At 72.2% G+C, this 25,625-nt stretch carries 24 protein-coding genes; 12 read left to right on the plus strand and 12 right to left on the minus strand.

Annotated elements, in window-relative coordinates:
- The first annotated feature begins 178 nt into the window (after window positions 1-178).
- Window positions 179-1,384: a threonine aldolase family protein gene (locus ACIQU3_RS33770; protein WP_403929385.1), complete on the plus strand. Its 1,206-nt coding sequence runs from the start codon at window positions 179-181 to the stop codon at window positions 1,382-1,384.
- On the opposite strand, the gene ACIQU3_RS33775 is transcribed toward ACIQU3_RS33770, so the two are convergent.
- Window positions 1,377-1,577 (minus strand): hypothetical protein, encoded by a 201-nt coding sequence (locus ACIQU3_RS33775; RefSeq protein WP_403929387.1) that lies wholly within the window; start codon window positions 1,575-1,577, stop codon window positions 1,377-1,379. The two genes, ACIQU3_RS33770 and ACIQU3_RS33775, sit on opposite strands and share 8 nt — an antisense overlap.
- Before the next feature lie 158 nt (window positions 1,578-1,735).
- On the opposite strand from ACIQU3_RS33775, the gene ACIQU3_RS33780 reads away from it, so the two are divergent.
- Window positions 1,736-2,842: a DUF5937 family protein gene (locus ACIQU3_RS33780; RefSeq protein WP_403742181.1), complete on the plus strand. Its 1,107-nt coding sequence runs from the start codon at window positions 1,736-1,738 to the stop codon at window positions 2,840-2,842.
- Between the two features lie 141 nt (window positions 2,843-2,983).
- Here the strand turns inward: ACIQU3_RS33780 and ACIQU3_RS33785 are convergent, their stop codons facing one another.
- Together ACIQU3_RS33785 and ACIQU3_RS33790 are read right to left on the minus strand one after the other, a co-directional pair.
- Window positions 2,984-3,652, minus strand: a complete 669-nt coding sequence (locus tag ACIQU3_RS33785) for a response regulator (protein ID WP_403742184.1) — start codon at window positions 3,650-3,652, stop codon at window positions 2,984-2,986.
- Between the two features lie 133 nt (window positions 3,653-3,785).
- Complete coding sequence (locus ACIQU3_RS33790) at window positions 3,786-4,979, minus strand: sensor histidine kinase (RefSeq protein WP_403929390.1); 1,194 nt, start codon at window positions 4,977-4,979, stop codon at window positions 3,786-3,788.
- A gap of 118 nt (window positions 4,980-5,097) precedes the next feature.
- Between ACIQU3_RS33790 and ACIQU3_RS33795 the strand changes: the two genes are divergently transcribed.
- Entirely contained in the window at window positions 5,098-6,099 is a 1,002-nt protein-coding gene (locus ACIQU3_RS33795) for an SAM-dependent methyltransferase (RefSeq protein WP_403929393.1), read from the plus strand.
- Between the two features lie 3 nt (window positions 6,100-6,102).
- On the opposite strand, the gene ACIQU3_RS33800 is transcribed toward ACIQU3_RS33795, so the two are convergent.
- Window positions 6,103-7,254, minus strand: a complete 1,152-nt coding sequence (locus tag ACIQU3_RS33800) for an NADH-quinone oxidoreductase subunit D (RefSeq protein WP_403742194.1) — start codon at window positions 7,252-7,254, stop codon at window positions 6,103-6,105.
- Window positions 7,255-7,285: 31 nt separating this feature from the next.
- Here ACIQU3_RS33800 and ACIQU3_RS33805 point away from each other — a divergent pair, with 31 nt between their 5' ends.
- Complete coding sequence (locus ACIQU3_RS33805) at window positions 7,286-7,858, plus strand: PH domain-containing protein (protein WP_403929396.1); 573 nt, start codon at window positions 7,286-7,288, stop codon at window positions 7,856-7,858.
- Window positions 7,855-9,189, plus strand: a complete 1,335-nt coding sequence (locus ACIQU3_RS33810) for a PH domain-containing protein (protein ID WP_403742200.1) — start codon at window positions 7,855-7,857, stop codon at window positions 9,187-9,189. Before ACIQU3_RS33805 ends, ACIQU3_RS33810 begins: the two co-directional genes overlap by 4 nt.
- A 213-nt stretch (window positions 9,190-9,402) precedes the next feature.
- Here the strand turns inward: ACIQU3_RS33810 and ACIQU3_RS33815 are convergent, their stop codons facing one another.
- Together ACIQU3_RS33815 and ACIQU3_RS33820 are read right to left on the minus strand one after the other, a co-directional pair.
- Entirely contained in the window at window positions 9,403-10,734 is a 1,332-nt protein-coding gene (locus ACIQU3_RS33815) for a hypothetical protein (RefSeq protein WP_403742203.1), read from the minus strand.
- Window positions 10,735-10,869: 135 nt separating this feature from the next.
- Entirely contained in the window at window positions 10,870-11,988 is a 1,119-nt protein-coding gene (locus ACIQU3_RS33820) for an alpha/beta hydrolase (protein WP_403742207.1), read from the minus strand.
- 233 nt (window positions 11,989-12,221) lie between these two features.
- Between ACIQU3_RS33820 and ACIQU3_RS33825 the strand changes: the two genes are divergently transcribed.
- From ACIQU3_RS33825 to ACIQU3_RS33850, 6 genes are all read left to right on the plus strand, one after another.
- The gene (locus ACIQU3_RS33825) at window positions 12,222-14,057 is read left to right on the plus strand and encodes a phosphatidylglycerol lysyltransferase domain-containing protein (RefSeq protein ID WP_403742210.1); all 1,836 of its coding nucleotides are present in this window, start codon (window positions 12,222-12,224) and stop codon (window positions 14,055-14,057) included.
- 71 nt (window positions 14,058-14,128) lie between these two features.
- Window positions 14,129-15,019, plus strand: coding sequence for a dihydropteroate synthase (gene folP / locus ACIQU3_RS33830; protein WP_403742213.1), 891 nt, complete (start codon window positions 14,129-14,131; stop codon window positions 15,017-15,019).
- Window positions 15,016-15,522 carry a nuclear transport factor 2 family protein gene (locus ACIQU3_RS33835; protein WP_403742218.1) on the plus strand — a complete coding sequence of 169 codons (507 nt, stop codon included), beginning with the start codon at window positions 15,016-15,018 and terminating at the stop codon, window positions 15,520-15,522. Before folP ends, ACIQU3_RS33835 begins: the two co-directional genes overlap by 4 nt.
- Window positions 15,523-15,759: 237 nt before the next feature.
- Complete coding sequence (folB, locus tag ACIQU3_RS33840) at window positions 15,760-16,119, plus strand: dihydroneopterin aldolase (RefSeq protein ID WP_403742221.1); 360 nt, start codon at window positions 15,760-15,762, stop codon at window positions 16,117-16,119.
- Complete coding sequence (gene folK / locus ACIQU3_RS33845) at window positions 16,116-16,727, plus strand: 2-amino-4-hydroxy-6-hydroxymethyldihydropteridine diphosphokinase (RefSeq protein WP_403742223.1); 612 nt, start codon at window positions 16,116-16,118, stop codon at window positions 16,725-16,727. Before folB ends, folK begins: the two co-directional genes overlap by 4 nt.
- A 60-nt stretch (window positions 16,728-16,787) precedes the next feature.
- Window positions 16,788-17,276 (plus strand): DUF3180 domain-containing protein, encoded by a 489-nt coding sequence (locus ACIQU3_RS33850; protein WP_403742226.1) that lies wholly within the window; start codon window positions 16,788-16,790, stop codon window positions 17,274-17,276.
- A 111-nt stretch (window positions 17,277-17,387) separates the two neighbouring features.
- Here ACIQU3_RS33850 and folE read toward each other — a convergent pair whose 3' ends face one another.
- The 6 genes from folE to dacB all read right to left on the minus strand — a co-directional run bounded on the left by folE (window position 17,388) and on the right by dacB (window position 25,013).
- Entirely contained in the window at window positions 17,388-17,993 is a 606-nt protein-coding gene (gene folE, locus ACIQU3_RS33855) for a GTP cyclohydrolase I FolE (protein WP_234749931.1), read from the minus strand.
- Between the two features lie 129 nt (window positions 17,994-18,122).
- Window positions 18,123-20,162, minus strand: a complete 2,040-nt coding sequence (gene ftsH / locus ACIQU3_RS33860; protein WP_403742585.1) for an ATP-dependent zinc metalloprotease FtsH — start codon at window positions 20,160-20,162, stop codon at window positions 18,123-18,125.
- A 186-nt stretch (window positions 20,163-20,348) separates the two neighbouring features.
- On the minus strand, window positions 20,349-20,909 hold the full coding sequence (gene hpt, locus ACIQU3_RS33865; RefSeq protein ID WP_403742588.1) for a hypoxanthine phosphoribosyltransferase: 561 nt from the start codon (window positions 20,907-20,909) through the stop codon (window positions 20,349-20,351).
- Window positions 20,910-20,970: 61 nt separating this feature from the next.
- Window positions 20,971-22,002 carry a tRNA lysidine(34) synthetase TilS gene (gene tilS / locus ACIQU3_RS33870; RefSeq protein ID WP_403742230.1) on the minus strand — a complete coding sequence of 344 codons (1,032 nt, stop codon included), beginning with the start codon at window positions 22,000-22,002 and terminating at the stop codon, window positions 20,971-20,973.
- 195 nt (window positions 22,003-22,197) lie between these two features.
- Complete coding sequence (locus tag ACIQU3_RS33875; protein ID WP_403742233.1) at window positions 22,198-23,337, minus strand: zinc-dependent metalloprotease; 1,140 nt, start codon at window positions 23,335-23,337, stop codon at window positions 22,198-22,200.
- Between the two features lie 89 nt (window positions 23,338-23,426).
- Window positions 23,427-25,013 (minus strand): D-alanyl-D-alanine carboxypeptidase/D-alanyl-D-alanine-endopeptidase, encoded by a 1,587-nt coding sequence (gene dacB / locus ACIQU3_RS33880; RefSeq protein WP_403929400.1) that lies wholly within the window; start codon window positions 25,011-25,013, stop codon window positions 23,427-23,429.
- 79 nt (window positions 25,014-25,092) lie between these two features.
- Here dacB and ACIQU3_RS33885 point away from each other — a divergent pair, with 79 nt between their 5' ends.
- Window positions 25,093-25,584, plus strand: coding sequence for an inorganic diphosphatase (locus ACIQU3_RS33885; RefSeq protein WP_007452023.1), 492 nt, complete (start codon window positions 25,093-25,095; stop codon window positions 25,582-25,584).
- The last annotated feature ends 41 nt before the right edge of the window (window positions 25,585-25,625 follow it).

Below are 25,625 nucleotides of genomic sequence, written 5' to 3' on the forward strand. Positions count from 1 at the left end.
GTTCGAGGGGCGTTCGGCTGTCCACAGGCTGTGCATGCCCGAGCGGCATTCCCGGAAGGGGGTTCGGCCATGCGGACGGCCGCGCGCGGGTCATGGAAACGCGGGTGTCACCCCGCACGCGCGTGGGTCATGGAAATGCGGATGCCATGCCGCACGCGCGCGGGGCAGGATCCGGGGCATGACCGATTCGGCGGAACGCGACGACCGGGTGACGGACGACCAGGTGACCCGGGTGACGGACGAGGACCGGGGCGCAGGGCTGCGCGCGAGGCGGCTGGCCGTCCATCGCACCGCCCGGCGCGTGCTCGCCCGGTTCGGCTTCCACCAGACCCTCCGGGAGCGGCTGGCGGTGCTGGAGGAGGCGGCCGCCGTCCACGACCTCGACCAGCTGTCCGACCTGTACGGCGGCGGTGTCGTCGAGGCGCTGGAGACCAAGGTCGCCGGGCTGCTCGGCACCGAGGCCGCCGCGTTCTTCCCGACGGGCACGATGGCCCAGCAGGTGGCGCTGCGCTGCTGGGCGGGCCGCACCGGGAATCCGACCGTCGCCCTGCACGCGCTGAGCCATCCCGAGGTGCACGAACGCAACGCGTTCAGCGAGGTCGGCGGGCTGCGCCCGGTGCGGCTGACGAGCGAGCCGCGGATGCCGTCCGCCGCCGAGGTGCGTGACTTCGAGGAGCCCTTCGGGGCGCTGATGCTCGAACTGCCGCTCAGGGACGCCGGTTTCGTGCTGCCCACCTGGGAGGAGCTCACCGGGGTCGTCGAGGCCGCGCGGGAACGGGACGCGGTGGTGCACTTCGACGGGGCCCGCCTGTGGGAGTCCACCGTCCACCTCGGCCGCCCCCTGGCGGAGATCGCGGGCCTGGCCGACAGCGTCTACGTGTCGTTCTACAAGTCACTGGAGGGCTTCGGCGGTGCGGCGCTCGCGGGCCCCGCGGAGCTCGTCGAGGAGGCGAAGACCTGGCGGCACCGGTACGGCGGGATGGTGTTCCAGCAGTTCCCGACCGTGCTGTCGGCGCTGGTCGGCCTCGAGCGGCAGCTGCCCCGGCTGCCGGAGTACGTGGCCCACGCGCGCGTGGTGGCCGCCGCCCTGCGCGAGGGGTTCGCCGCGGCCGGTCTGCCATGGGCGCGCGTGCACCCGGAGGTGCCGCACACCCACGACTTCCAGGTGTGGCTGCCGTACGAGCCGGACGTCGTCGCCGAGGCCGCTGTCCGGACGGCCGAGGAGACCGGGGCCGTCCTGTTCGGCGGCGGCTGGGAACGGGGCGGGCCCGGTATCGCCCTCACGGAGGTGCATGTGCGGGCCGCCGGGCTGGGGTGGAGCGCCGAGGACGTGAAGACGGCGGTCGCGGAGTTCGTGGCACGGTTGCCGGACCAGGTCAGGTAGAGCGCCGCCACCGGCTCAGGGCGTCCCGGAGCCAGGGCCGGGCCGGACGGCCCGCGAGGACCGCGCGAAGCCGCCGCTCGTCGCGCCGATCCCTCAACACCCGCCGGTCGTGGGTGCCCGGGGCCGGCGGGGCGGGCTCGCCGAGGGACCGGGCGCGGTAGGTGTCGAGGAGGTACTGCTGCGTGACGCTCATGCTGAATCGCCTCTGCCGGACGGGGTGATGGAGGTCCGAAGGCTCCGCGGCTGCCCCGGTGGGTCCAGCGTGCGCCCGGGCCGGGTACGGCGTCGCGTCGATTGACGAGGGCCGTCAATCGACGGGGCGTTGTCGGTGGCCGGGTGCACCATGAGGGCATGAGCGTGCACATCGACATCGGGGGGCTGCGGCCCGAGGCGGTCGCGGTCGTGCCGTCGCCCCTGGCCGAGCTCGGCATGGCGCTGCACGCGCTGTCCGAACCGGCGCACCACCCGGGCCTGCAGGGCTGGGTGACGTCCGTGACGGCCCGGCTCGACCCGCATCTGGCCGACCGGATGTGCGAGGCGGACTTCCTGTGGCGGACGACGTTCTCGGATCTGTTCCTGCCCTGGGCGGGCCTGCCGGACCGGCACACGCTCCCGGGCGCGACCCTCGCCGAGGAACTGGACCAGCTCGACAAGCTGTCCGACGAGCAGTTCGTGGACACGGCGCTGGAGTTCACCTGTTCCCCGGGCTACGGCGAGTGCGGGCCCACGGCGCTGTCCGACCCGCAGACGCGCCGCCGCACACTGGAGCTGGCCGCCGCGCGCGGACCGCGGCAACTGAACTTCGGCGAGCGGCTGCTGGCCGATCCGCCCCGCATCCGGGCCTGGCTGCGGCAGTTCCTCCGGGACTGTGAGGAGGCGTTCTTCACGGACGTCTGGTCCCGGTTGCACCACCAACTCGCGGCGGACGCCCGGCACAAGACTGACCTGCTGCGGCGCAAGGGCCTGGCCGAGGGACTGGCCGCGGTGTCCCCGGCGGTCACGCTCGACGCGGCAGCCGGCCGGATCACCGTCGACAAGCTGGGCGACGGCCGTACGGCCACGGGCGACGGCGGCCTGGTGCTCGTCCCGACGAGTCTCGGCTGGCCGCATCTGATGGTCCTGCACCGGTACGGCTGGCAGCCGGTGCTGCTCTACCCGGTCGGCTCACCGGAGCTCGCCGCGCCGCAGGCGCTGGAGCAGCTGGCCCTGCGGATGACCGCGCTGTCCCATCCGGTGCGGATGCGTATGAGCCGGCATCTGGCCCGCAGCGCGCACACCACGAGCGAGCTGGCGCAGTCGCTCGGCATGACGGCCCCGGAGATATCCCGGCACCTGGCCGTGCTGAAGAAGGCCGGCCTGATCACCACCCGCCGCCGCGGCCGCTACGTGCTGCACCAGCTGGACGTGACGGTGGTGGCCCGGCTCGGCAGCGAGTTCCTGGAAGGGATCCTCCGGTAGCCGGCCCGGTCCTCGGGCAACCGTCCCGCACCGACGGATCGGCGCCGACAGATCTGCGTCAGCGCATCGGCGACGATGGGCCGGTGCCTTGCGGATCGGCGACAGGGGGCCGGTGCCCGTCGGCGGCGGATTGCCCGCGGATCAGCCGTGTCCGCCCGCCCGCACCAGCCCGGTCTCGTAGGCCAGCACCACGACCTGCACCCGGTCCCGGAGCCCCAGCTTGGTCAGGATGCGGCCCACGTGTGTCTTCACGGTCGCCTCCGACAGCACCAGCCGTGCCGCGATCTCGCCGTTGGACAGCCCCTGCGCGACCAGCACCATGACCTCGCGCTCACGGTCGGTGAGCCGCTCCAGCTCCTTGTGCTGGGGCTGCTTGGTGCCCGGCAGCATCGGTGCGAAGCGGTCCAGCAGACGGCGGGTGGTGGAGGGCGCGACGACCGCGTCCCCGCTGTGCACGGCCCTGATCGCGGTCAGGAGCTCGGCCGGCGGCACATCCTTCAGCATGAAGCCGGAGGCGCCCGCCTTCAGCCCGGAGAAGGCGTACTCGTCGAGGTCGAAGGTGGTCAGGATCAGCACCTTCGGCGGGTCGGTGTCGGCGCAGATCCGGCGGGTCGTCTCCACCCCGTCGAGCTTGGGCATGCGGACGTCCATCAGCACCACGTCGACCTCGGTCGTCCGCAGTTCCCGGAGGGCCTCGACGCCGTCCCCCGCCTCCGCCACGACCTCCATGTCGGGCTGGGCGGCGAGCACCATCCGGAACCCGGTCCGCAGCAGCACCTGGTCGTCGACGAGCATCACGCGGATCGTCATCGGGCCTCTTCCATGTCGGGGTCGCCACAGGGGGCGTTACAGGTCATTGCAGCTGATTGCAGGTGATTGCAGGTTGCACGTGGTCGCAGGTCATCGCAGGTCTTTACAGGTGTCAGCGAACGGCGCGGCCACGTCAGTGCGCGGGCTTGAGCGGCAGCAGGGCGCTGATGCGGAATCCTCCGCCCGGGCGCGGGCCCGCGTCCAGGGTGCCGCCGACCATACCGACCCGCTCGCGCATGCCGATCAGACCGTGGCCCTGCCCGTCGAACCCGCCCTCCTCGTACAGCTCGTGCGGGGCGCCCTTGCCGTCGTCCTCGACGAGCAGGCCGAGACCGTCGTCGAAGTAGACCAGGCGCACGCTCGCTCCCGCGTGGGGCCCGCCGTGCTTGCGGGTGTTGGTGAGCGCCTCCTGCACGATGCGGTAGGCGGTGAGCTCGACACCGCTGGGCAGCGGGCGGGGCGTGCCCTCGACCTTGAAATCGACGGGCAGTCCGGAGGTGCGGCACTGCTCGACGAGGTCCTCGATCTGCTGCACATCGGGCTGCGGCACGTACTCGCCGGCCTCCTGGTGCTCGCCGGTGCGCAGCACGCCGAGCAGGCGGCGCATCTCGGCGAGGGCCTGGCGCCCGGTGGAGGAGATGGTCTCCAGGGCCTTCTTCGCCTGGTCGGGCGCGGCTTCGAGGACGTAGGCGGCGCCGTCGGCCTGGACCACCATCACCGAGACGTTGTGCGCGACGACGTCGTGCAATTCCCTTGCGATCCGGGCCCGTTCGGCGGCGACGGCCACCTTGGACTGTGCCTCGCGCTCCTTCTCCAGGCGGGCGGCCCGCTCCTCCAGCTGCGCGAAGTAGGCGCGACGGGTGCGGATGGAGTCGCCGAGCACCCAGGCGAGGGCGAAGGGGACGGTCTGCAGGACCGCCAGGGCGATGTCGCCCGCGACGCCCGTCTGCTCGTTCGACCAGCGCAACTGCGCGAGAGGGGCCGCGCACAGACCGGCGACGAGCGCGAAGCGTGAGGCCCAGCGGGCACCCTCCACCGCGACCGTGTAGACGATCACCAGCATGGCGAAGTCGGCGGGCAGGATCGCGACGTCGGTGATCAGCTGCGCCACGCCGACCGCGCAGGCCAGCAGCAGCATCTTCTCCGGCATCCGGCGGCGCAGCGCGACCACGAGGCTCAGCAGCAGTGTGATCGGGCCGACGGCGGCCCACGGGCCGATCCGCTCACCGGCCGCCCCGCCCAGCACCGAAATCCCGAGGAGGACCACGGCCCAGAAGCCGTCGACCCACATCGGGTGCCTGCGGAGGAAGTCATAGAGGCGCTGCACGTAACCCAGCGTAGGGAAGCGCGATAGGTGCAGGGGTCAACCGGAGGGCCGATCCGCACCGGGCGCGCGTACTCCGCAAGGTGGAGTTGCGTTCGTTGTGTGCGCATAGCCTGGCCCGGTGACGGCACGGACGAGCGACGAGTGGCAGGGGTGGCGCGGGTGGCGAGCCGCGGCGCAGCACGCCCTGTACGCGCCGGGGGGCTTCTACCGGCGCGCGGAGGGGCCGGCCGGGCATTTCCGGACGTCCGTGCACGCGTCGCCGCTGTTCGCCGGTGCGGTGGCACGGCTGCTGTGCCGGGTCGACGAGGCGCTGGGGCGGCCCGGGACGCTGGACTTCGTCGACATGGCGGCCGGGCGGGGTGAGCTGACGAGCGGGGTGCTGGCCGCGCTGCCCGCCGAGGTGGCGGCGCGCACGCGCGCGTACGCCGTCGAGATCGCCGAGCGGCCCGCGGGACTCGATCACCGGATCGAGTGGCGGGCCGCGCCCCCGGAGGGGACGGCCGGGCTGCTGTTCGCCAACGAATGGCTGGACAACGTGCCCGTGGAGGTCGCCGAGGTGGACGCCGCCGGTGTCGTCCGGCTGGTCATGGTCCGGCAGGACGGGACCGAGCGGCTCGGGGAGCCGGTGACGGGGGCGTCGGCGCGGTGGCTGGAGCGGTGGTGGCCGCTGCCCGGTGAGGAAGGGCTGCGCGCCGAGATCGGCCTGCCCCGGGACGAGGCCTGGGCCGGGGCGGTCGCGACGCTCCGGCGGGGCCTCGCCGTGGCCGTGGACTACGCGCACACGGCGGGCGCCCGGCCGCCGTTCGGGACACTCACGGGGTTCCGGGAGGGCAGGGAGACCACACCCGTCCCGGACGGCTCCTGCGACATCACGGCCCATGTCGCCCTGGACGCGTGCGCGCTGCCCGGCGGCCGCGTGCTCCCCCAGCGCGAGGCGCTGCACGCCCTGGACGTGACCGGCGCACGCCCCCCGCTCACGCTGGCCTCCACCGACCCTGCCGCGTACGTACGTGCCCTCACGAGCGCCGGGGAGGCCGCCGAGCTCACCGCGCCGGGCGGCCTGGGCGACTTCGGCTGGCTGGTCCAGCCGGTCGGGATCACGGACCCCTTCCAGGCGTGAGCCCTACTTGTCGATGTCCCCGACCACGAAGAACATCGACCCCAGGATCGCCACCATGTCCGCCACCAGCGTCCCCGGAAGCAGCTCCGTCAGCGCCTGGATGTTGTTGTACGACGCCGAGCGCAGCTTCAGCCGGTAAGGGGTCTTCTCGCCCTTGCTGACGAGGTAGTAGCCATTGATGCCGAGGGGGTTCTCGGTCCACGCGTACGTGTGGCCCTCGGGTGCCTTCAGGACCTTCGGGAGCCGCTGGTTGACCGGCCCGGGCGGCAGCTCGGCGAGCCGGTCCAGGCAGGCGTCGGCCAGGTCCAGCGCGTTGTGCGTCTGCTCCAGGAGGCACTCGAAGCGGGCGAGGCAGTCGCCCTCCTGCCGGGTGACCACCTTCAGGGTGTCCTGGAGGTCGCCGTAGGCGAGGTACGGCTCGTCCCGGCGCAGGTCGAAGTCGACGCCCGAGGCTCGGCCGATCGGCCCGCTGACCCCGTACGCGTGCACGGCCTCCGGGGTGAGGACGCCGACGTCCCTCGTGCGGCCGCGGAAGATTTCGTTGCCGAGGACCAGGTCGTCGAAGCGGTCCATGCGGGAGCGCACGTCGGCGACGGCAGTGCGCGCGCGGGTGGTCCACCCGGCCGGCAGGTCCTCCTTGAGGCCGCCCACGCGGTTGAACATGTAGTGCATCCGCCCGCCGGAGATCTCCTCCATGACGTGCTGGAGTTCCTCGCGCTCGTTGAACGCGTAGAAGATCGGGGTGATCCCGCCGAGCTCCAGCGGGTACGAGCCGAGGAACATCAGGTGGTTGAGCACCCGGTTCAGCTCGGCGAGCAGCGTGCGCAGCCACACCGCGCGCTCGGGCACCTCCATGCCGAGCATCCGCTCCACGGCGAGGACCACGCCCAGCTCGTTGGAGAACGCCGACAGCCAGTCGTGGCGGTTGGCGAGCATGATGATCTGGCGGTAGTCGCGCGCCTCGAACAGCTTCTCCGCGCCGCGGTGCATGTAGCCGATCACCGGCTCGGCGTGCGTGATGCGCTCGCCGTCCAGGACGAGCTTCAGCCGCAGCACGCCATGGGTGGAAGGGTGCTGCGGCCCGATGTTGAGCACCATGTCGGTGCTCTCCGCGGCGCCGCCGATTCCGACCATGGTCTCCGTCGTAGGAGTCATGGACACAGTCTCTCCTACGTACGCTGGCCCCATGGATACGGGGAGTCCGCAGAACGCGGGGCCGGTGGGGCCGCAGGGCACGGTCGAGGCCGCCGGGGGTGAGCCGGTGGGTTCGCAGGGCACGGGCGAGGCCGCCGCAGGTGAGCCGGTGTGGATCGCGCTGCCGCCCGGCCTGCTGAGGATGCGCCGGCTGCTGCTGGTCGTCTGGCTCGGGCTGATCGCCCTGGCGGCCGGGCTGCTGCCGGGGCTGCTGGCCGGTCCAGCCTGGGCCGCCTTCGCCCTGGCGCCGCTGGCGCTGATGGCCTGGGGGTGGGTGATGACCGAGCGCAACTGGCGTTCCTGGCGGTACGCCGAGCGGGCCGACGACCTGCTGATCAGCCGGGGCGTGCTGTGGCGCGAGGAGACGGTCGTGCCGTACGGGCGGATGCAGCTCGTCGAGGTCACCTCAGGACCCGTCGAGCGGCACTTCGGGCTGGCCAGCGTGCAGTTGCACACGGCCGCCGCGGCGACCGACGCGACCATCCCGGGGCTGGACCCGGCCGAGGCGGAACGGCTGCGCGACCGGCTCACCGAGCTGGGCGAAGCCCGGTCGGCGGGGCTGTGACGGCGCCCGGGGCCGCGGAGGTCCCCGAGGCGACCGACGGGATCACCGAGCGGCGGCTGCACCCCGTCACCCCTCTGCGCCGCGCCTGGGCCCCGGTCGCCGTGCTCATCGGCTGGGCCGTGCACGACCCCGACGGGGCACAGCGCCATCTGACCCGGCTGACGACGACCACGCTGCTGATCGGTCTCGCCGTGCTCGTCCCGGCCGCCGCCCTCTACGGCTTCTGCTCCTGGTGGTTCACCCACTTCGCGGTGACCGGGACCGAACTGCGCATCCGTACCGGGCTCGTCTTCCGGCGCACCGCCCACATCCGGCTGGAGCGGATCCAGGCCATCGACGTCACCCAGCCGCTGCTGGCCCGGGTCGCGGGCGTGGCCAAGCTCAGACTCGACGTCATAGGCACCGACAAGAAGGACGAACTGGCCTTCCTCGGCGCGGACGAGGCACGGACGCTGCGGGCCGAACTGCTCGCCCGGGCGGCCGGTTTCGCGCCCGAGACCGCGCCGGAGGTCGGGGAGGCCCCGGTCCGGCAGTTGCTGCGGGTGCCACCCGGGGTCCTCGCCCTGGCGCTGGTACTGACGGGCGCGACCTGGGGATCGCTGGCCGCCGCGCTGGTCGTGCCACCGGTGCTGTGGCTGGTCACCCACAGCCTGTGGACGGTGCTCGCGGTCGCCCTGCCGCTGCTGGGCGCGGCGGGCGCGAGCAGCGCGGGGCGGTTCGTCGCCGAGTACGACTGGACGGTGGGCGAGTCGCCCGACGGGCTGCGCATCGACCACGGGCTGCTGGACCGGGCCCACGAGACGGTGCCGCCGGGGCGCGTGCAGACCGTGCGGATCGTGGAACCGCTGCTGTGGCGGCGGCGCGGCTGGGTGCGGGTGGAGCTGGACGTGGCGGGCTCGTCCAACTCCGTGCTGGTGCCGGTCGCTCCGCGCGCCATCGCCGAGGAGGTCGTCACAAGGGTGCTGCCGGGGGCGAGCGTGCCGGGGCCCGATGCCCTGTCACCGGCGCCACGCCGCGCACGCTGGTGTGTGCCGCTGTGGTGGCGCGGATACGGACTCGCCGTCACGGACGCGGTGTTCGCGGCCCGGTCCGGGCTGCTGCAGCGGAGCCTGGCGCTGGTGCCGCACGCCAAGGTGCAGAGCGTGCGGATGACGCAGGGGCCGTGGGAGCGGGCCCGGGGCGTCGCCGACGTGTGTGTGGACACGGGCGCGAACAAGACCGTGCGGGCGCGGCTGCGGGACGCCGGCGAGGCGCGCGAGCTGCTGGCGGCACAGGCGGAACGGTCCCGAACGGGCCGCAGGGCCGCACGGCCGGACCGCTGGATGGCGTGATCCACCGAGCACAAGGGCCTTTGACCACCGCGCACAGGGACCCATGACCGGCCCCGGAAGACGGGCCGCGCCCGGCGCAGGGCCCCACGGCCGGGCCCGCGGCACGGCCTGACCCGCCGAGCGCGGGGACCCACGCGGGGCCGCTGGGGTCCGGCCGCCGTGACGGCGAAGGGCCCCCGGCCGCGGCCGGGGGCCCTTCGTCGTAGTCGGGCTTCAGGACACCGCGCTGCGCAGCCCCTGTACGTCGATCTGTTCCGTCTCATCGTGCGCGGTCAGGTCGATGACCTGGCCGATGCCGCGCGACTCCTCGTCGGCGGGCTTGTAGCGGGCCTCGGTCTCGGCCTTGTGCAGGGCGAGTGCCTCCTGGCCGACGACATCGGCGAGGTCCTCGTTCTGCACGGCCTCCAGGGCCGCCGGGGACGTGCCGGCCTTCGTACCGAAGAAGTCGAACCCGCCCCCGGCCTGCGGACGCCGCACCGGCGACTGCGGCGGGACGGCCACGGCCGTCGGCACGGTGAAGTGCCCGGAACGCCGGTCCGCGGGCTGCTCGGCCCGCGCGGGCTCCGCAAGGCGGCCGGTCTCCCCGGCCGGCACGGCACTCTCGCCGTCCGCCACGGCCGCCTCCGCACGCGCCGCAGCCGTCTCCGCACCTGCCGCAGCCTTCTCCGCACCCGGCACGGCCGTCCCGGCGCCCGGCACGGATGTCTCGGCGGTCGTGCGCTCATGGTCGTCGGCCGTCCCGGAGTGCTCCTCCGCCTCGCCCTCCGACGCCCGCTCCGACTGCTCCTGCTCCTGCTCGGACTCCACGTCCAGCACGGGCTCGGCGTCCCCCGCGTCCTGCGCGTCCTCGTCCTTCGGCACGCCGTCGCCGTCACCGTCGCCGCCGCCGTCCGGGTCGGGAACCGTCTCGCCGTCCAACCGGGCGAGTGCCACCGCGGCCCGCAGGAACAGGCGGGACCCCTCGGGGGAGAACACGGCGGGAACCCCGGGCTCCTCCTCGACGGTGAGGGCGGCGGGAGCCTCGTCCGGCTCCGCCGGGGCCTTCGCCGCTTCCGACGCCCCCGCCGGCAGGGCGGCCCGCACCGGGGCGGTCGCCTCGATCTCGAGCACCCGGCGTTCCTCCAGGACGCTCGCGCGCTCGCTCTCCGACGTGGCGTACCGGCGCAGCAGCGCGGCGTGCTCGTTGCGCAGGCCGGCCAGTTCCGTGCGCTTGGCGCGCAGCCGCTGCTCCAGTTTCGCGCGCAGCTCGCGCGACTCCTCGAGGTCGGCCTCCAGTTCGGCGACCCGCTCCTCGAAGCGCCACTCGTCGCTCGCACGCGCGCGCGTGAGGTCGGCGACGCGCTTGCCCGCCTGGGTGTCCCAACGACGCAGCACGACCGCGCCGATGACCGCCGTCGCCGCGGCGGCCGCGGCCAGACCGCGGAGCACCATCGGCTCCGTGAACACCCAGGGCCCCAGGGCGCAGACGAGGGAGACGCCTGCGATCGCCGACGGGGGCAGCATCCTGTGCAGGGGCGGGGAATGGCGGTGACGTCCACGTGGCATGGCCAGAAACTTACCGCGCGTAGGCGAATCATGGTGACCCACCCCGCAAAAACAAAGCCACACCGAAACGTTCACACCACATCAGAACTCGGGGACAACCGGAATCGACCGCTCACCCAATTCCCAAGATCATTTTCAGAGGCCGTTCAGCCGCCCGCTCATCCACTCCAGCGCCGCCGGAATCTCACGCCGCCAGGTGTTGAAGTTGTGCCCGCCGCTTTCGAGGATGATCGACGAGATCCGCGTCCGCCCGGTGTCCTTCACCCGCTCGATGAACCGCAGCGTGTCCTTGTAGTCCTTCTCCCCCACCTTGCTGCTGCCGACCAGCAGGGACGTGTCGGGAGCGGGCCTGTGCGCGAGGTACCACAGCAGGTCCGCGTCATTCCGCAGCACCTTGTCCCCCTGGAACAGATCACCTGTCGTGGCGTCGATCGGCGCCTTGAAGTACGGCGACAGGCCCGCCCCGGCGGCGTACACATCGGGATGGTGCAGGGCGATCTTCAACGCGCAGTATCCGCCCGTCGAGTTGCCGATGATGCCCAGACCGCCCGGCTTTTCGGCCACCCTGTAGTGCGTGCGCAACGCGTCGGGGAGATCTCTCGCGAAGAACGACTCCGTCTGCGGACCGCCCGGGATGTCGACGCACTCGGTGTCCCGGGGCGGCGCCACCGTCGGCCGCATCATCACGAGGATCATCGGCTTCGCCCGGCCCGCCCGCGCCAGTTCCAGCGCCGTACGCGGATAGTGGAGCTTCTCGACCAGCGCCGACGCCGTACCCGGATAGCCCGTCAGCACGACGGCCGTGGGAAACCGGTGGGTGCGGTACCGCGGCTGGAAGTACTCCGGCGGCAGATAGACGTAGGCGGGCGAGGCGATGTGCGTCGTACGGCCCATGATGTCGACCTGCTGGATCCGGCCGCCGTCCTGCGGCGGCGCACCGGCCGACCCCGGCACCGGGCGCGAGCCGACCACCTCCAACGGGCCCCCGCCGGCCGGGTGGTCGACGACGACGCCCTGGTCCTTCTCCTGCCCGAACAGGTCCGCCCAGCTCGCGTAGAACCCGAAGGACTGGTTGGCGGCTAGGCCCACCGCGGCGAACAGCGCCAGCTGGGTGCCCAGCAGCAGGACGACACGCCCGCAGACGGCACGCCGGCTCCGCCGTGCCAGCCGCGGCCACAGCCAGACCGTGCCGGCGAACAGCAGCACGGCGGACAGCACCGCCGGCACCAGCACGTTGTTGCTCGTCAGACCCATGGGTTGATTACCTGTTCGCGCTCTCCGTCCCGGACCGCCCCGCGTGCACACCTTCGCAAGGGCTTGTCCCGGACTTTCCCGGACCTTTGATACGGCTTTGACGTGGGGAGTGAACCTCTCTCCCCGAGACACCGTCCTAGAGGGCGCAATGTCGCCGGATGCCCGAATCGGCACCGGATCCAAGGTCTCTCGCAGAACTACGGGATGCGATGTCTGTCAGGACAGATGAGGAAATGTCGGGTGGGGTTCCGCGCCGCGGCAGTGGCACGGCCCGCCCGGGCCTGATGAGCCGGATACCGCGCGGGCCACGCCCCGAGGCCGTCCCGGTCCTCGTCGGCAGAGCCTGCGCCCTGGTGGGCGTCCTGGACATCGCCGCGGGCGTCTTCCCCCGGTTCCGGCACAGCAGGATGCACGCCATCGCCGAGGTCCTGCCCGGCGCGCTCGGCCCGTTCGCGGCCGCCCTGTCCCTCAGCACGGGTGTGCTGTTGCTGCTGCTCGCCCACGGCCTCAAGCGCTCCAAGCGCCGGGCCTGGCGGGCCGCGGTGGCGCTCCTGCCGGCCGGGGCCGTCGCCCAGTTCACCTACCGGCACTCGCTCGTCGGCGTGCTGATCTCCCTGGCGCTGCTGGCCCCCCTGCTGCGCCACCGCGACCAGTTCAACGCCCTGCCCGACCCGCGCAGCCGCTGGAAGGCCCTCGCCAACTTCGTGCTCATGAGCGCCGGTTCGCTCGCGCTCGGACTGCTCGTCGTCAACGTCCACAGCGGACGCATCGTCGGCGACCCCAGCCTCGCCGATCGCATCACCCACGTCATCTACGGCCTGTTCGGCTTCGAAGGCCCGGTCGACTACCGGGGCGACACCTCCTGGACCGTCGCCTTCTCGCTCGGCGCCCTCGGGCTGCTCACCGCCGTCACCACCATCTACCTGGCCTTCCGCCCGGAGCACCCGGCCGCACGGCTCACCGAGGAGGACGAGGCCCGACTGCGCGTCCTCCTGGACAGGCACGGGCGCCGCGACTCCCTCGGCCACTTCGCGCTGCGACGCGACAAGGCCGTCGTCTTCTCCCCCAGCGGCAAGGCGGCGGTGACCTACCGCGTCGTCTCCGGCGTGATGCTCGCCAGCGGAGACCCGATCGGCGACGTCGAGGCCTGGCCCGGCGCCATCGAACGCTTCATGGACGAGGCCAGGGCCCACTCCTGGACGCCCGCCGTCATGGGCTGCTCCGAGACCGGCGGCGAGGTGTGGACCCGCGAGACGGGTCTCGACGCCCTCGAACTGGGCGACGAGGCGGTGGTGGACGTCGCGGATTTCTCCCTCGCCGGCCGCGCGATGCGCAACGTGCGCCAGATGGTCAAGCGCATCGAGCGCGCCGGTTACGAAACCCGGGTCCGACGTGTCCGTGATCTCGGCGAGGCCGAACTGGAGCGCATCCGCCGCGCCTCCGACGACTGGCGGGGCACCGACACCGAACGCGGCTTCTCCATGGCCCTCGGCCGCATCGGCGACCCCTCCGACGGCGACTGCCTCATCGCCACCGCCCACAAACAGGACGACCACCCGGGCCCCTACGGCGACCTCAAGGCGATCCTGCACTTCGTCCCCTGGGGCACCGACGGCGCCTCCCTCGACCTGATGCGCCGCGACCGCGCGGCCGACCCCGGCATGAACGAACTGCTCATCGTGGCCGCCCTCCAGGCCGCACCCCGCTTCGGCATCGCGCGGGTCTCCCTCAACTTCGCCATGTTCCGCGCGGCCCTGGCCCGCGGCGAGAAGATCGGCGCCGGCCCGGTGCTGCGTGCCTGGCGCGGACTGCTGGTCTTCCTCTCCCGCTGGTTCCAGATCGAGTCCCTCTACAAGTTCAACGCCAAGTTCCGGCCGCGCTGGGAGCCGCGCTTCGTCGTCTACCGCGCCTCGGCCGACCTGCCCCGCATCGGGTTCGCCGCCATGCAGGCCGAAGGCTTCGTCAACCTCGCCCTGCCCCTGCCGCGCTTCCTGCGCCGCCGCCGCACGGCCGCCCCGCGCCCCTGCGCCCACGGCACCACGGCCGAACGCGACGTCCGGGCGGCGTGACCCCGCCCCGACCGGGGCCGTCGCCCGGGCCGCAGCGCCGGGTGGGCCCCGCCGGGGCCTACGCTGAACATATGAACAACCAGAGCGGACGCGGGCGCGTGGCGGGCCTACCGGAACGGGACCGCTGCGCGGTCATGGGAGTCGTGAACGTCACCCCCGACTCCTTCTCCGACGGCGGCCGCTTCTTCGACACCACGGCCGCCGTCAAACGCGGTCTCGGGCTGGTCACCGAGGGCGCGGACCTGATCGACGTCGGCGGCGAGTCCACCCGCCCCGGCGCCACCCGGGTCGACGAGGACGAGGAACTGAGGCGCGTCATCCCCGTCGTCCGCGGCCTGGCCTCCGAGGGCGTCACGGTCTCCGTCGACACCATGCGCGCCTCCGTCGCCGAACGGGCCCTGGCGGCCGGCGCCGCCCTCGTCAACGACGTCAGCGGCGGCCTCGCCGACCCCCGCATGATCCCGGCCGTCGCCGACGCCGGCGCCCCCTTCGTGGTCATGCACTGGCGCGGCTTCCTCCAGGGCGGCAACGTCAGAGGCGAGTACGCCGACGTCGTCACGGAGGTCGTCGACGAACTGCACGCGCGCGTGGAGGCCGTCCTGGCCGGTGGCATCGCCCCCGACCGTGTCATCGTCGACCCCGGCCTCGGGTTCTCCAAGGACGCCGAGCACGACCTGGCCCTCCTCGCGAGCCTCGACCGCGTCCTCGACCTCGGCCACCCGCTGCTCGTCGCCGCCTCCCGCAAACGCTTCCTCGGCCGGGTCCTCGCCGGCCCCGACGGCCCCCCACCGCCCGCACGCGAACGGGACGCGGCCACCGCCGCCGTCTCCGCGCTCGCGGCGCACGCCGGCGCGTGGGCGGTCCGCGTCCACGAGGTGCGCGCCACGGCCGACGCCGTCCGCGTCGCCCGCGCCATCGCGAGGGCCCGCACGGCCGGAACCAGCGCAGAAGGAGCCCGGTGAGCGCCCCGCACACCGACGTCGAACAGGTCGAGGCCGCGAACACCGCCTTCTACGAGGCACTCGAGCAGGGCGACTTCGAGGAACTGGCGTCGCTCTGGCTGACCCCCTCCGACCTGGGCGTCGACGAGACCTACCACGACCCGGCCGACACCGGCGTGGTCTCCTGCGTCCACCCCGGCTGGCCCGTGCTCACCGGCCGCGGGGAGGTCCTCAGGTCGTATGCGCTGATCATGGCGAACACCGACTACATCCAGTTCTTCCTGACCGACGTGCACGTCTCGGTCACCGGCGACACCGCTCTGGTGAACTGCACGGAGAACATCCTCAGCGGCGGCCCCGCCCCCGAGGGCGCCGGAGAGGAGCTCGGCCCGCTCGTCGGGCAGCTCGTGGTCGCCACCAATGTGTTCCGGCGCACGCCCCAGGGGTGGAAACTCTGGTCGCACCACGCTTCCCCCGTGCTGGCCGAAACGGACGAGGACGAGCAGGACGACTCCCCGGCCTGAGTGGGTACGCGCCAGGAAGTGGTTGGAATCACCTACGCCCGGGTAGGGGCGGCTACCAACCTGTGCACCTACGGGTTCCCCAGGGGAAACGCTGGATGAATCCTGCCGGGCCCGGCAGCCGGCCCCCGCCCCGTGGCCCGGGCCCGTCCGCGCTCGCAGGTAGATTCGACCGAGGCCGGTGTGCCGACCGCACACGGCACCGACCGGCCCTGACCGACGATTGCAGGAGTGATTCGCGTGGATCGTGTCGCGCTGCGCGGCCTCAAGGCCCGCGGGCACCACGGTGTGTTCCCCGAGGAACGCGAGGAGGGCCAGACCTTCATCGTGGACCTCGTCCTCGGCCTGGACACCCGGCCGGCCGCGGCCGACGACGACCTGGCGAAGACCGTGCACTACGGCATCGTGGCGGAGGAGGTCGTGGCCGTCGTCCAGGGCGAGCCCGTCGACCTCATCGAGACGCTCGCCGAGCGCATCGCCCAGGTCTGTCTGCAGCACGAGGGCGTACAGGAGGTCGAGGTGTGCGTGCACAAGCCGAGCGCCCCGATCACCGTCCCCTTCGACGACGTGACCGTCACCATCACCCGGAGCCGAGTATGACCGCGCCCTTCATCAAGGGTCCGACCGACCCGACCGTACAGCCGGTGCCCGCCTCCGTCGTCGAGAAGGTCGACGCCGCCGACACGACCCTGTCCAACCCGAAACGGGCCGTGGTCGCCCTCGGCTCCAACCTCGGCAACCGGCTGGAGACCCTCCAGGGAGCCATCGACGCCCTGGAGGACACGCCGGGCGTCCGCGTCAAGGGTGTCTCCCCCGTCTACGAGACGGAGCCCTGGGGCGTGGACCCCGGCAGCCAGCCCGCCTACTTCAACGCCGTCGTGGTCCTCAAGACCACCCTCCCGCCGTCCTCGCTCCTGGAGCGCGCGCACGCGGTCGAGGAGGCCTTCCACCGCGTGCGGGACGAGCACTGGGGCCCCCGCACACTCGACGTCGACATCGTCTCCTACGCCGATGTCGTCTCCGACGACCCGCAGCTCACCCTTCCCCACCCCCGCGCCCACGAGCGCGCCTTCGTCCTGGCCCCCTGGCACGACCTGGACCCCGAGGCCCAGCTGCCCGGCCGCGGCCCCGTCGCCGGTCTCCTCGACGTCGTCACCCGTGACGGGGTGGCGCCCCGCGAGGACCTGGAACTCCGGCTGCCCGAGTAGCCGTTAAGGTCAAGACGGCCGCGAACCGGGCCGGAGAGCCGGGGGAACCGAAGGGACACCGTGAGAGAGCTGCGTATCCGGGTGCTGGCCGGCGTGTTCGTCGTGGCCGGAGTCCTGTCCTGGGCGGGCGCCCGCCTGTGGAACTCGGTCGGAACACTCCCGAGCGTCCCGCTGGCCGCCCCCATCGTCCTGGCCGTGATCGCCGTGGTCCTGCTGGCCACGGCGCTCTCGATCCGCGCCCGGCTCAAGGCCCAGCGCGAGCGCCGCCCCGAGGCGAAGGGCGTCGACCCCCTCATGGCCGCCCGCGCTGTGGTCTTCGGCCACGCCAGCGCCCTGGTCGCCGCCCTCGTCGCCGGCATGTACGGCGGCACCGGCGTCTTCCTCCTGGAATCCCTCGACATCCCCGCCCGCCGCGACCAGGCCATCTACGCCGGCTTCTCCGTCCTCGCGGGCATCGGCGTCATAGCGGCCGCCATCTTCCTGGAGCGCGTCTGCAAACTCCCGGAAGACGACGAGAACGACGGCACGGGCGTGGCACCGACGGTCTGACCACCGCCGCGGCTCACCGGGGCCGGCGGGCGAGATGCCCGTCGCCGAGGAAGCCGTGGGCAGGCGCCCGCAGGCGCTCGCAGGCGCCCGCCCACGGCGTTCACCGTCGGACTAGCGCGCCATGATCAGGCTCATGGCCTCGTTACGGGTCGCCGAATCACGAAGCTGACCCCGGACCGCCGAGGTGATCGTCTTCGCACCCGGCTTGCGGACCCCACGCATCGACATGCACATGTGCTCGCACTCGACGACGACGATCACGCCCCGCGGCTCCAGGATCTGCATCAAGGAGTCGGCGATCTGCGTGGTGAGCCGCTCCTGCACCTGCGGGCGCCGGGCATAGACGTCCACGAGCCGAGCCAGCTTCGACAAGCCGGTGATCTTGCCTTCGACGGACGGGATGTAACCGACGTGCGCCACCCCTACGAACGGCACGAGGTGATGTTCGCAGGAGCTCAGCACCTCGATGTCCTTCACCAGGACCATCTCGTCGTGCCCCAGGTCGAACGTCGTCGTCAGTACGTCCTCGGGCTGCTGCCACAGCCCCGCGAATATCTCCTTGTACGCCCGGGCCACGCGCGCCGGTGTCTCTCGGAGGCCTTCGCGGTCCGGGTCCTCGCCGACCGCGATCAGAAGTTCGCGTACGGCGTTCTCGGCGCGCTTCTCGTCGAACTCGCCGATCTGGCCATCGCCGTCCAGCGCCACGGGGTCGGTCATCTGGTGCCTCGTTCCTGTGTCCATCACGGGGCGGCCTGCGGAAATGGCGAAAAGCCGCGCCCCCCAGGCTAAAACCTGGGGAGCGCGGCATCCATTCCGGGGGCCGTGGGCCGGCCGGGAGAGCTCAGGTCAGCTCTCGGGGCGGTCCTCCGGGGTCCGCTCGGGCGCCGGGGCGGGCTCCGCCGCGGTGCTCTTCACGGTGGAAATGGCCGGCGTCGCGCCGTTGGCGCCGTTCGTCAGGGCCAGCTCCTTGGGGGAGAGGACCGGCGGACGGGTCGACGGCGTGCGGCGGGAGGAGCCGGTCCAGGCGGGCCTGGGCGGACGCTTGACGATCGGGGCGAAGATCTCGGCGATCTCCTCCTTGCCCAGCGTCTCCTTCTCCAGCAGCTGCAGCACGAGGTTGTCGAGGACGTCGCGGTTCTCGACGAGGATCTCCCACGCCTCGTTGTGCGCCGTCTCGATGAGCTTCTTGACCTCTTCGTCCACGAGCGCGGCGACCTCTTCCGAGTAGTCGCGCTGGTGGGACATCTCACGGCCGAGGAACGGCTCGGTGTTGTCGCCACCGAACTTGATCGCGCCGAGACGCTCGGTCATGCCGTACTGCGTGACCATCGCGCGGGCCAGGCCCGTGGCCTTCTCGATGTCGTTGGCGGCACCCGTGGTCGGGTCGTGGAAGACGAGCTCCTCGGCCGCGCGGCCGCCCAGCATGTAGGCCAGCTGGTCCAGCATCTCGTTGCGCGTGGTCGAGTACTTGTCCTCGTCCGGCAGCACCATCGTGTAGCCGAGGGCGCGGCCTCTCGACAGGATCGTGATCTTGTGGACGGGATCGGAGTTGGGCGAGGCCGCCGCGACCAGGGCGTGTCCGCCCTCGTGGTACGCGGTGATCTTCTTCTCCTTGTCCGACATGATCCGGGTCCGCTTCTGCGGGCCCGCGACCACACGGTCGATCGCCTCGTCCAGCATGTGGTTGTCGATCAGCTTCTGGTCGCTGCGGGCCGTCAGCAGGGCGGCCTCGTTCAGCACGTTGGCCAGATCGGCACCCGTCATGCCGGGCGTGCGGCGGGCGACGGCCGACAGGTCGACGTCGGGCGCCACCGGCTTGCCCTTCTGGTGGACCTTGAGGATCTCCAGGCGGCCCTGCATGTCCGGGCGGTCGACGGCGATCTGCCGGTCGAAGCGGCCGGGGCGCAGCAGCGCCGGGTCGAGGATGTCGGGCCGGTTCGTCGCGGCGATGAGGATCACGCCGCCCTTGACGTCGAAGCCGTCCATCTCGACGAGGAGCTGGTTCAGGGTCTGCTCGCGCTCGTCGTGACCGCCGCCGAGGCCGGCGCCGCGGTGGCGGCCGACCGCGTCGATCTCGTCGACGAAGACGATCGCCGGGGCGTTCGCCTTGGCCTGCTCGAACAGGTCACGGACCCGGGAGGCACCGACACCGACGAACATCTCGACGAAGTCGGAACCGGAGATCGAGTAGAACGGGACGCCGGCCTCGCCCGCGACGGCGCGCGCGAGCAGGGTCTTGCCGGTGCCGGGAGGCCCGTAGAGCAGGACGCCCTTGGGGATCTTGGCACCGACGGCCTGGAACTTGGCCGGCTCCTGGAGGAACTCCTTGATCTCGTGGAGCTCCTCGACGGCCTCGTCGGATCCGGCGACGTCGGAGAAGGTGGTCTTGGGAGTGTCCTTGGTGATGAGCTTGGCCTTGGACTTCCCGAAGTTCATGACCCGGGAGCCGCCGCCCTGCATCTGGTTCATCAGGAACAGGAACACGACCACGATCAGCACGAAGGGCAGCAGGGAGAGCAGGATGCCGACGAACGGGTTCTGCTTGGACGGCGAGACCGTGTAGCCGTCCGGGATCTGCTTGTCCTGGTACTTGTTCTGCAGGGTGTTGGCGATGTCCACGCCCTGGTCGCCGATGTAGCTCGCCTGGATCTTCGAGCTGCCCTCGACCTTCACGCCGTCCTTGAGCGTGGCCTTGATGATCTGCTCGTCACCGGTGGTGAGCTTGGCCGACTCCACCTTGTTCTGGTTGATCGCCTGGACGACCTGGCCGGTGTCCACCGTCTTGTAGCCGCCGGACGAGCCGACGACCTGCATCAAAACGACCACGGCGAGGACGGCCAGCACGATCCACATGACCGGCCCACGGAAGTATCGCTTCACGTCCATCCATACGGAGCGGTGCCGCCCCGTCCCTCCTGCCATAGTGAGTTTGATAAAGACTGTTCTTCGGACGGTACCCCAGCATTGTCACCTGAAGCCGCGTGGGACGGCTGGCGATCCGCCTACGCCTGCTCCAACGGCGGGATGCCCGCTGGGGTTCCCGATCACCGGCACGGCACTCCGGCCGGGTTCTCAGCCGCCGTACACGTGAGGCGCGAGCGTACCGACGAACGGGAGGTTCCGGTACTTCTCGGCATAGTCGAGTCCGTATCCCACGACGAATTCGTTGGGGATGTCGAAGCCGACCCATTCCACGTCGATGGCGACCTTCGCGGCCTCGGGCTTGCGCAGCAGCGTGCACACCTTGAGGGAGGCGGGCTCGCGCGAGCCGAGGTTGGAGAGCAGCCAGGACAGGGTCAGGCCGGAGTCGATGATGTCCTCGACGATCAGGACGTGCCTGCCCTTGATGTCGGTGTCGAGGTCCTTGAGGATCCGCACCACACCGGAGGACTGGGTGCCCGCCCCGTACGAGGATACGGCCATCCAGTCCATGGTGACGGGGGTGGACAGCGCCCGCGCGAGGTCGGCCATGACCATGACCGCGCCCTTGAGGACTCCGACGATCAACAGGTCCTTGCCCTCGTACTCCGCGTCGATCTTCGCGGCCAGCTCGGCCAGCTTCGCGTCGATCTCTTCCTTGGTGATGAGCACCTTCTCGAGGTCGGCACCCATGTCTTTCGCGTCCACCCGCATCACTTTCGGTCGTCCCACCGGCCGAGCGGCCCCTCCGCCGGCTGCGGGGAGGGGTCGTGCTTCAGCCTTGCCGAATCACCAGTCTGCCACCCTGCCGCCGGGCCACGACCTTGCCGGGGAGGTTGATGGCTCCCTGACCGCGCCAGCCGGTGATCAGCCGGTCGACTTCCTCGATGTGGCGGGCGAACAGCGAGCCGGCGGGCGCACCGGCCGCGATGGCGGCCCGGCGCAGGACACGGCGGCGTACGGCGGGCGGCAGCGCGTAGAGCTTGGCGCACTCCAGCTGTCCGGTGGCGTCGCGGACGGTGGCCTCGGCCTGGCCGGCCCAGGAGTCGAGGGCGTCGGCGTCGTCGCGGGAGAGCCGGGCCGTCCGGGCGAGGGCTTCGACGACGCCTTTGCCGAGGGCCTTTTCCAGGGCGGGCAGGCCCTCGTGGCGCAGCCGGGAGCGGGTGTAGGCAGGGTCGGCGTTGTGCGGGTCGTCCCAGACGGGCAGCGACTGGACCATGCAGGCCTTGCGGGCGGTCTGCCGGTCGAGTTCCAGGAAGGGGCGCCGGTAGCGGCCGCCGGCCCCCGAGACCGCGGCCATTCCGGACAGGGAGCGGATGCCGGAGCCCCGGGCGAGACCGAGGAGGACGGTTTCGGCCTGGTCGTCGCGGGTGTGGCCGAGCAGGACGGCGGCGGCGCCGTGGCGTTCGGCGGCGGTGTCGAGCGCGGCGTAGCGGGCGTCGCGGGCGGCAGCCTCGGGTCCGCCGGCGCGGCCGACGGTGACGGCGACGGAGTCGACGGGGTCGAGGCCCAGTTCGCGCAGGCGCTGGACGACTTCCGCGGCGCGGGCGTCGGAGCCGGTCTGGAGGCCGTGGTCGACGGTGACGCCGCCGGCTCTGACGCCGAGCCTCGGGGCTTCGAAGGCGAGGGCTGAGGCGAGGGCCATCGAGTCGGCGCCGCCGGAGCATGCCACGAGCACGAGCGGCGGCGGCTCGTGCGGGAGGGCGTGCGGGACCGCGGCGGGGGCGCGGTGGTGTTCGGTGAGGAGGTCGTGGAGGACGCGGCGTACTGCCAGGCGTATCGCCGCGACCGCAGGATGGGGACCCATGTCCGGTTCCCTTCATGAAGTTTTCGGGGGGTGAGCCCGAGTGCCGGTCACGCAGAGTGTATAGATGGTGACAGAACCGGGCCGTTCCCCGAGCATTGCACGCCTACCCCTGCCTCACGGTCCCTCGGACGGGTGATTGGAGGGGCGTTCGCCTGCCGTCGGCCGGTTTCCTCGCACGACCTTCCCGCGTGTTCACTACTCGGCCCGTCGATGCACCCGCGCGACCCAGTCCGCCGGTTTGGCGATCTCCGACTTGGTGGGGAGCGTGTTGGGCGAGGTCCACACGCGGTTGAAGCCGTCCATGCCGACCTCGTCGACGACGGCCCGCACGAAGCGTTCGCCGTCCCGGTACTGGCGCAGCTTGGCGTCCAGGCCGAGCAGCTTGCGCAGGGCGAGGTCGAGGCGGGATGCGCCCTTGGCGCGGCGCTGCTGGAACTTCTCGCGGATCTCCCCGACGGACGGCACGACGGACGGGCCGACGCCGTCCATCACGTAGTCGGCGTGGCCCTCCAGCAGGGACATCACGGCGGTGAGGCGGCCGAGGATCTCGCGCTGGGCGGGGGTCTGGACGATCTCGACGAGGGAGCGGCCGCCGTCGTCCTCCTCCGCCTCGGGGCGGCCCCCGGCGAGGGACTGGGCGGCTTCCCGGACGCGCTCCAGGACGGTCATGGGGTCGACGTCGGTCTCCTGGAGGAACGACTGGATTTCACCCTCGAGGTGGTCCCGCAGCCAGGGCACGGCGGTGAACTGGGTGCGGTGCGTCTCCTCGTGCAGGCAGACCCAGAGCCTGAAGTCGTGGGGCTCGACGTCGAGTTCGCGCTCCACGTGGACGATGTTCGGGGCGACCAGCAGCAGCCTGCCGCCGCCCGGCGCGTCGGAGGAGCCGCCGGAGGGGAGGTCGCCCGCGGCGGGGGCGAAGGTCTCGTACTGGCCGAGGACGCGGGAGGCCAGGAAGGACAGCAGCATGCCGAGTTCGACGCCGGTGACCTTGCCGCCGACGGCGCTCATGACCGCGCCGCCGGGGCTGGTGCCGCGCCGTTCCTGCATCTTGTCGAGCAGGGGTCGCAGGATCTCCCGGAACCCGGCGACGTTCGCCCGGATCCAGCCCGGGCGGTCGACGACGAGGACGGGGGTGTCGTGCCCCTCCTCGGTGCCCAGCCGGGTGAATCCGCGGACGTGTTCCTCCGAGGCCTTGGCATGCCGGCGCAGCTCCGCGACGACGGCCCGGGCCTCGTCGCGACTGACCTCGGGGCCCGGCCTCACGAGCCGGGTCGCGGTCGCCACCGCGAGGTTCCAGTCGACCATGCCGGTTGAAGCACCACCGATGCTCGTCATGCGTCAACCGTACGTGAGGGCCGCCTGCTGGGGCAGGGCGGCGACGGCCGGGCACCGGTTCGCCCCGGCCGCGGGCGGGTCACCGTCCGTCACCTGCAGCCGCACGCCGCCAGGGTGGTGGCGACCCGGTCCAGCGCCTTCTGGGACACCGTCGGACTGCCGGGGTCCGTGCCGGAGGCCATGAACGCGAACGCCAGCAGGCGGCCGTCCTGGTCGACCAGGGTGCCGGCGAGGGCGTGGACGCCCGAGAGGGTGCCGGTCTTGGCGCGGACGACGCCGGCCGCCCCGTCCGTGTAGCGGCTGGTCAGGGTGCCGGTGAAACCGGCGACGGGCAGGCCGGTGAGGGCGGGGCGGAACTCGGGATGGGCGGGGTCGGCAGCCTTGGCGAGCAGCGCGGTGAGGAGGTCGGGGGTCAGCCGGTCGGCGCGGTTCAGGCCGCTGCCGTCCTTGAAGGCGGCGCCCTTGACGGGGAGGCCGAGCTCGCGGAGCCGGGAGCCGATGGCCTTGCCGGCCCCGGCGAAGTCGGCCCGTTCGCCCGTGGCGATCGCCGTCTGGCGGGCGAGGGCCTCGGCGATGTCGTTGTCGCTGTTGGTCAGCATGCGCTCGACGAGGGCGGAGAGCGGCGGGGAGGAGACGGCCGCGAGGGTCTCGGCGCGGGACGTGGCCTTGGACGGACCGGGGCTCGTGGTCTTGACGCCGTGCGACTTCAGCAGGTCCCCGAACCGGCGGGCGGCGTCGGCCGCCGGTTCCTTCACGCGCTCGACCGGGCCGCTCGCCGAATCGTCCGTGCGGCCTTCGTCGGCCATCAGGGGGCTGACGAGGGCGAGGTTGGGGTTGTCTCCGATCGGGTGTTTTTCGTCGCCTGCGTAGAGGGTCGTGTCGTAAGAGAGGGTCACCTCGCGCACGCCCCGGTCGGCGAGCGCGGCGGCCGTCCGGGCGGCCAGGGCGCGCAGGCTCGCCGAGCCCCCGGTCTTCTCCCGGGCGGTGAGCGTGGGGTCACCGCCCCCGACCAGGACGACTTCCTTGGTGTCGGGTTCCAGGGCGGCGCGGGTGGTGAGGCGGTGGTCGGGGCCCATCGCGGACAGCGCGGCGACGGCCGTGGCGATCTTCGTCGTGGAGGCCGGGGTGAGGGCCGTGCCCGCGCCGGAGCCGAACAGGCGCCGTCCGGTGGTCACGTCCAGGACCGCCCCGGCGGGCCGCGGGCCGAGGGCCGGGTCCTTGAGCAGGGGGCGCAGGGCGTCCGCGAGCACCTTGCCGTCCGGCGCGGACTTGACGGTGCTGACGCCGCCGAGGCCGGTCAGCACGGGTCCGGCGCTGGGGGCGGGCCGGGGCCGGCCGGGCGCGCCGGGGGCGCTGCCGTGATCTGTGCCACCCGCGCGGCCCAGGGCCACTGCCCGGTCCCGCTCGGCCGTACGCTGACCCGTGGAGTCCCAGGGACCGGCGGCGGTCACCACACCGGCCGCCAGTGCGAGTCCGGCGGTGGCGGCGCCCGCGGTGTACTGCCAGGTCTTCGGCGGCATCACATGCGTGAGCTGCGGTTTCCCGGCTCGGACGAGCCGCGCGAGCCGTGGTTCGGCAGCCGCCGCGGCCCGGGCCAGGCGCGGTCGTACGGCTTCCGCGAGCCGCACCACGTGCGGTTTCGCGGCTCGCCAAGGCCTCAGCTCTGGCACGACCACCAGCCCCTTTCGCGATCACACACCTGCGTGAGGGACACTTAACCACCAGAACTATGTGTTGATCATGGAGGAGCCACCGGTGGAGTTCGACGTCACGATCGAGATTCCGAAGGGTTCGCGCAACAAGTACGAGGTGGACCACGAGACCGGTCGTATCCGCCTGGACCGGCGACTCTTCACCTCGACCGCCTACCCGACCGACTACGGCTTCGTCGAGAACACCCTCGGCGAGGACGGCGACCCGCTGGACGCGCTGGTCATCCTCGACGAGCCGACGTTCCCGGGCTGCCTGATCCGCTGCCGCGCGATCGGCATGTTCCGCATGACGGACGAGGCCGGCGGCGACGACAAGCTGCTGTGCGTGCCGTCGACGGACCCGCGCGTGGAGCACCTGCGGGACATTCACCACGTGTCGGAGTTCGACCGCCTGGAGATCCAGCACTTCTTCGAGGTCTACAAGGACCTGGAGCCCGGCAAGTCGGTCGAGGGCGCGGACTGGGTGGGCCGCACCGACGCCGAGGCCGAGATCGAGCGGTCCTACAAGCGTTTCAAGGACCAGGGCGGTCACTGACCTCCTCTCCTGGTGCTCACGGGCCGCACGCCTGCGTGTGC

Origin of the sequence: Streptomyces sp. NPDC101110, from assembly GCF_044759525.1 — a bacterium.
GTDB lineage: Bacteria > Actinomycetota > Actinomycetes > Streptomycetales > Streptomycetaceae > Streptomyces.

Excerpts from the sequence above, each read along its gene's own strand:
- ACIQU3_RS33770 (WP_403929385.1), top strand. The coding sequence starts at position 179 with ATGACCGATTCGGCGGAACGCGACGACCGGGTGACGGACGACCAGGTG.
- ACIQU3_RS33775 (WP_403929387.1), bottom strand. The coding sequence starts at position 1,577 with ATGAGCGTCACGCAGCAGTACCTCCTCGACACCTACCGCGCCCGGTCC.
- ACIQU3_RS33780 (WP_403742181.1), top strand. The coding sequence starts at position 1,736 with ATGAGCGTGCACATCGACATCGGGGGGCTGCGGCCCGAGGCGGTCGCG.
- ACIQU3_RS33785 (WP_403742184.1), bottom strand. The coding sequence starts at position 3,652 with ATGACGATCCGCGTGATGCTCGTCGACGACCAGGTGCTGCTGCGGACC.
- ACIQU3_RS33800 (WP_403742194.1), bottom strand. The coding sequence starts at position 7,254 with ATGACTCCTACGACGGAGACCATGGTCGGAATCGGCGGCGCCGCGGAG.
- ACIQU3_RS33805 (WP_403929396.1), top strand. The coding sequence starts at position 7,286 with ATGGATACGGGGAGTCCGCAGAACGCGGGGCCGGTGGGGCCGCAGGGC.
- ACIQU3_RS33815 (WP_403742203.1), bottom strand. The coding sequence starts at position 10,734 with ATGCCACGTGGACGTCACCGCCATTCCCCGCCCCTGCACAGGATGCTG.
- ACIQU3_RS33820 (WP_403742207.1), bottom strand. The coding sequence starts at position 11,988 with ATGGGTCTGACGAGCAACAACGTGCTGGTGCCGGCGGTGCTGTCCGCC.
- ACIQU3_RS33825 (WP_403742210.1), top strand. The coding sequence starts at position 12,222 with ATGTCGGGTGGGGTTCCGCGCCGCGGCAGTGGCACGGCCCGCCCGGGC.
- folP (WP_403742213.1), top strand. The coding sequence starts at position 14,129 with ATGAACAACCAGAGCGGACGCGGGCGCGTGGCGGGCCTACCGGAACGG.
- folK (WP_403742223.1), top strand. The coding sequence starts at position 16,116 with ATGACCGCGCCCTTCATCAAGGGTCCGACCGACCCGACCGTACAGCCG.
- folE (WP_234749931.1), bottom strand. The coding sequence starts at position 17,993 with ATGACCGACCCCGTGGCGCTGGACGGCGATGGCCAGATCGGCGAGTTC.
- ftsH (WP_403742585.1), bottom strand. The coding sequence starts at position 20,162 with ATGGACGTGAAGCGATACTTCCGTGGGCCGGTCATGTGGATCGTGCTG.
- hpt (WP_403742588.1), bottom strand. The coding sequence starts at position 20,909 with ATGCGGGTGGACGCGAAAGACATGGGTGCCGACCTCGAGAAGGTGCTC.
- tilS (WP_403742230.1), bottom strand. The coding sequence starts at position 22,002 with ATGGGTCCCCATCCTGCGGTCGCGGCGATACGCCTGGCAGTACGCCGC.
- ACIQU3_RS33875 (WP_403742233.1), bottom strand. The coding sequence starts at position 23,337 with ATGACGAGCATCGGTGGTGCTTCAACCGGCATGGTCGACTGGAACCTC.